The organism is Rhizorhabdus histidinilytica, from assembly GCF_900167915.1.
GTDB classification, from domain to species: domain Bacteria; phylum Pseudomonadota; class Alphaproteobacteria; order Sphingomonadales; family Sphingomonadaceae; genus Rhizorhabdus; species Rhizorhabdus histidinilytica.
Window position 1 is genome coordinate 1 of the sequence record NZ_FUYM01000037.1, and the last position, 5,009, is coordinate 5,009.

5 protein-coding genes and 2 pseudogenes are annotated in these 5,009 nt (G+C 62.1%); all 7 read right to left on the minus strand.

All coding sequences use genetic code 11. The annotated features are described in order from the left end of the window. Positions 1-544: 544 nt before the first annotated feature. Entirely contained in the window at positions 545-973 is a 429-nt protein-coding gene (locus B5X82_RS25825) for a TonB-dependent receptor domain-containing protein (RefSeq protein ID WP_021245211.1), read from the minus strand. A gap of 201 nt (positions 974-1,174) precedes the next feature. Continuing rightward, positions 1,175-1,903, minus strand: a complete 729-nt coding sequence (gene istB / locus B5X82_RS25830; RefSeq protein WP_025549137.1) for an IS21-like element helper ATPase IstB — start codon at positions 1,901-1,903, stop codon at positions 1,175-1,177. Next, positions 1,890-2,584: pseudogene (locus B5X82_RS25835) on the minus strand (Mu transposase domain-containing protein); the annotation flags it as partial. The pseudogene B5X82_RS25835 and the gene istB, both read right to left, overlap by 14 nt. Before the next feature lie 401 nt (positions 2,585-2,985). After that, the gene (locus B5X82_RS25840; protein ID WP_004212690.1) at positions 2,986-3,267 is read right to left on the minus strand and encodes a type II toxin-antitoxin system YafQ family toxin; all 282 of its coding nucleotides are present in this window, start codon (positions 3,265-3,267) and stop codon (positions 2,986-2,988) included. Next, entirely contained in the window at positions 3,254-3,517 is a 264-nt protein-coding gene (locus B5X82_RS25845; protein WP_004212689.1) for a type II toxin-antitoxin system RelB/DinJ family antitoxin, read from the minus strand. Before B5X82_RS25845 ends, B5X82_RS25840 begins: the two co-directional genes overlap by 14 nt. A gap of 384 nt (positions 3,518-3,901) precedes the next feature. Then, a complete protein-coding gene (locus B5X82_RS25855) occupies positions 3,902-4,339 on the minus strand; it encodes a DUF411 domain-containing protein (protein ID WP_007683347.1) in 438 nt (145 codons plus the stop codon). A 79-nt stretch (positions 4,340-4,418) separates the two neighbouring features. After that, positions 4,419-5,009: pseudogene (locus B5X82_RS25860) on the minus strand (MFS transporter); the annotation flags it as partial.

Consider the following 5,009-nt stretch of genomic DNA (forward strand, 5'->3'; position numbering starts at 1 on the left):
ATCCTCGCCCGCGATTGCTCAGATGCCGCCCGGCTCACGGGACTGTTCATTCCAGTCGCTATCGCCGGAGGAAAAGTCTCGGTACCAATCCCGTTACCGGCGCCGCGTGCGCGTCGATGGGCAAGCTTTTGCCGATAATGGCTGTATGAACAGGTGTGCATGACAGCCTCTGAGCGCAAAGCCCTCCGGCGTCCCCGCAAGGGCAAAAACTGCCGCGCCGTTTCGCGCCCCGTCACCAGCTTGGACGGATCCATGACAGTTGGCATCGGGCGCAAATGCGACTGACGCGCTCGATGCCGCACATGGCGATCATGGTGCGTTTCCAGGAGGGGACCAAATCCTACGCTAAGAATTTTGGCCAGCGATATTCTTCGCCGGTCAGGGTTATGTGCTCCCACCCCGCTCCTTACGGAGATCGAATCCACTGATCACTGAATTCTGACTTTAGAAACGTTTCTTGAATCGGGATCCATGGATGAAAAGGGGCCGACTCTCTGCATTCAGCGAATATTCGAACGCGAAGGCAGAAGACCGGCCTGATCGATCAGAAGCTGATCGTTGCCGTGCCCCAAAAGCGGCGCCCTTCATCGAGCATCCAGTTGCCGTCGAGACCATCAAACCGGCCGCGGTCATCGACCGGCACGATCTTGTCGGTGACGTTGAGCACCGCCGCCCTCAGCGCGAAATTCTCATTGATCGTGAAATTGATGCCGACATCGAAGGTCGTGCTCCCTTCACGGGTGCGGGTGTTGAGCGCGCCGTTGCGGAACCCGCTGAAAGTCTGCTTGCCCGAGTAGTAGCCGAGCACATAGGCCGCGATCTGCTCGGTCGCTTGCCAGTCCAGGCGAACGTTGGCCATGTGCCTGGGCGTCTTGTCGAGCGGCGTTCCGTCAAGCGAACTGCCGTCGAAAGCGGGCTCGCCGCCACCCTTCCGGACGGAATCGGTGTAGGTATAATTCGCGGTCAGCAGCAATGCCGGGGTGATCGGCAGTCTGCCATTCACTTTGTCAAACGGCGCGCAAACGGGACCCCGTATAGGCGTTGAAGGGGGCCCCCCTTTTCGAGATTGAGCGGAGGGTTGATGCCCTGCGCTGTGTGCGGCGGAGGTCGGGCGTAGCCCGGCCGGAGGCGTACACAGCGCAAGTTCGTTTTGAAGCTGGGGTGAGAGTGGCGGCTAACTGCGGTTTTTGAAGCGCCAGCTGTCGTTGCCGGTCTCGACGATATCGCAGTGATGAGTGACGCGGTCGAGCAGAGCCGTGGTCATTTTGGGATCCCCGAACACGGTAGGCCATTCGCCGAAGGCGAGGTTGGTCGTGATAACGACGCTGGTGCGTTCGTAGAGCTTGCTGATCAGGTGGAACAGGAGCTGGCCACCAGAGCGCGCGAACGGCAGATATCCCAACTCATCGAGCACCACCAGGTCGAGCCGTGAGAGCTGTCCCGCCAGGGTCCCGCCCTTGCCGATCCGGGCCTCCTCTTCGAGGCGTGTCACCAGATCGACGGTGTTGAAGTATCGTGCCCGAGCCCCTTTGCGCACGACGTTGGCGGTAATCGCGATGGCGAGGTGGGTCTTGCCGGTGCCCGTGCCGCCGACGAGCACGATGTTGCGACGCGCCGGTAGGAAGGAGCCATCATGCAGGGAGCGGATCAGTCCCTCGTTGATCGGCGTCCCTTCGAAGCTGAACCGCTCCAGGTCCTTCACCACCGGCAGCCGCGCGGCCGTCATGCGATATCGGATCGAGGCGGCGTCGCGATGGGTGGCTTCCGCGCGGAGCAGATCGGTCAGGATCTCCATGGTGGTGCGCTGGCGCTGGAGGCCGGTGGTGACGGCCTCGTCGAACGCGGCCACCATGCCCTTGAGGCCCAGGCCGCGCATTGTGTCGATCATCTCATGCCGCTGCATCATAGCCTCGCAGTCGGTCATAGCTGGCACAGTCGGCGATCGGCGGGTGACTCAGCATCCGGTCTTCCGAAGTGACGATGCTATGGGGCGTCGCCGGCTCGCGGCGACGGGAGAGGATGTTGAGGATCAGGTCGTCGCTGACCGTTCCGCTCGCCAGCGCTTCGCGCACCGCCGCCTCGACCTGCTCCAGCCATCGGTGAGCACGGCCGAGAGCACCCGCACGAACCTGCGATCCGCCTCATCCCCGTGCCCCAGCCTGCGTCGCAGGCGATGGAGGGATGGCGGCAACTCCCAGTCCTGGAACGGCGCGCCGTTGCGCAGGGCACCGGGCTTGTGGGCCAGAACCGGCAGATAATGCCAGGGATCGTAAATGGTGCGGTTCCGCCCGAAGTGACGCTCATGTTCCCCGACGATCTCTTCGCCGCAGCGGATGACGATCCGGCCCGCATAGGCGCGCACCTGCACCGTGCGCCGCGCCGCCCTGGACATGACCGAGTAGCGGTTGCGGTCGAAGCTGATGAGGCAGGTGCCGGTGACGGCATGCTCGCTCTCATGGAAGCCATCGAAGGGCGCCAGGATCGGCTGCAGGACAGGCCGCTCCATCTCCAGCGCCTAGGCCACGGTGATATCGCCGCGCTCGGGATGGGTGTGGTGCTCGGCCCAGCGCCGGCACTCCGCCTTCCTTCTCACGATCTGGCTTTTGAGCCATTCGAGCATGGAATCTTTTGCCATCATGGGCGTCGTCGTCGCTCTCGGCAGCATCGTCTACCGGGCCAGCATCCGCCGGTCATCAACGTAGGGGTCACGACGGTGGAGCGAGCGGTCGGCTCTTCAAGCCCAACGCGATCGGCTCATTTCTCGCTCACCAGTCGTGAACTAACGGCAAATTTGTCAGAATTTGAGGGTGAAAGTGATTTATGGCCCTCATTTTTGTTTCAAGCAGCGCCTGCCGAATGCATCTCTGCGATTGATGTCTTCTGCAAAAGCTTGTTGGCATCGGATGCTCGCTGATCACACCTAACCCGTAATCGTGCCTCTGGCTGACATACCCGACAAACGTATAAGCTCGCCATGCGCGGGCGTCACCAACCCAATTCCGCGTGCGATCCCAAGCGCACAAGCTGCAAGGTGTCGTCATCGGGCTTGCGGTAAATCAGCACGAGGTCGGGCTTTATGTGGCAATCGCGATGGTCGCGCCAGTCGCCGGTCAGCGCATGGTCGCGGTGGCGCGGTTCAAGCGGCTCGTCGGATGCCAGCGCCTCGATGATCGGGATCAGGTCAGCGTCCAGCGTCTTGGCGTGCTGCCCCTTCTTCTCCCGCTTGTAGTCGCGCTTGAACCGCCCGAAGCGTTCAATCGTCCGCATTGAGGTCGGCCATCAGGTCGACCACCGTGGCGAACCGCTTGCCCTTTCCCTCGCGCGCTTCCTTCATGGCCTCGATCGTCTCGGCATTGGGCACCAGCGGTTCAAACGGCAAGGCCTTGTCGCGGGCAACGCGGGTCAGCATCAGGCGCACGGCATCGGAGACGGTCAGCCCCATAGCAGCCAGCACGGTCGCGGCTTCCTCCTTCACCGCTCCGTCGATCCGGGTCTGCACAAGAGCGTTTGCGGCCATGTCGATTTCCTTTCTGCATGACGATGTAATGCAAGCGAACGCAAAGTGCAATCAGGCAAAGCCCCGGCTATCGACATGGCGACCGGGCTTCGCGTTTTTCACCTTCAATGCTGTGAGTGCCATCGGTTCGGGGCCCTGATCGGGAATGTTGGGGCCGTTCTCACACTTTCGGTGGGCAAACGGTCCCACAATCGTTCCCACATTTTGGGCCAAATTCAGGCAAATCAGGGAGACGACCGCGAACAACTTACAAGACAAATCGTTGCTTTTTCAGTGTAGGTAGGGGTAGGGACGCCATCAGCTCGCTTGACACAAGGTTCTACACTCGACAGCGGGGTCCTCTACCACCGGGCAATTCTGCAGGATGCTGCAAACCGCGCGATATCAATGGCGGGCGAAAATTCGCTGACCGGCGCTGCCGAAGGCCACCACCGTATAGGGTTGGCGGGCAGCGCCTGCCACTTCCATGCCCTCCGAACCGATCGGCATCCCCGCAACCGCAATGCCTTTGACGCCCGCAGGACGGGTCGCCAGCAAGCGCTTGACGTCGGATATCGGGACATGGCCCTCGATCATATAGCCATCGACGATCGCGCTGTGGCAAGATGCCAGCGTCCGGGGCATGCCGGCCTTGCGCTGAAGCTCGCTGCGCGACGCATCGTCACGCATGACGACCTTGCGTCCCAGCTTCGCGCGCACGGCCTGCGCCCACTTCTCGCAACATCCACATCCCGGATCCCGGTGGACGACGATATCACTGGCCGCAAGCGCTACGCCGGGCATGGCGAGGAACAGCAAGGCGACGAATAGGCGGGTCTTCATGAAATGACTCCCGGAAGAACGATAAGCATGGGGCAGAGGCCCCTTCTTTTCTATACGCATCAATGCGCCCCTCCCCTCATCACGCAGATGATTTTACGATGGCGGGCGGCCTCCAGGCTAGCGGCAGGGACACAAGCAGCGCTAGCGATAGACCACCAATCCCCCACAGAACGAGCGGCTGCGCCCCGGGAGCGACGATGGCTATCGCCAGCGGCGCGAGCGCCTGCCCGATGCTGGCGGCGGAATGCTGGAAACCGAGCTTCACGCCTGAAGGGGCCCCGCCGCCGCTGATCCAGAAGCTGGTGACCAATCGAAGGGTTGCCGAGCTCCAGCCGGCAGCAACGATGATCCCACTGAGCTCGGCCATACTCGCGGCGACAGGAAACATGAAAAGTGCCACAGCCAGCAGGCCCAGCGTCAATCCGGCAAGCCGCCTCGGCACAGTGACCAGCCAATCCAGCTTTGCATGGAAGATCTGTGCCGCCAGCATGCCCAATCCGCAGAGACTGAGCATCCAGGCGATCTCTTCGCGGCTCAGCGAAATGGCGCTCCGCGTCACCAGGAGATTGACATGCATCGCCGCCAGCCCGCCGCCCGCGACGATCGTGATAAAAAGCAGGATCAACGGCGCGCCGAGCGGAGGCGCGGGCAGGTCTCCGCCATCGATGCA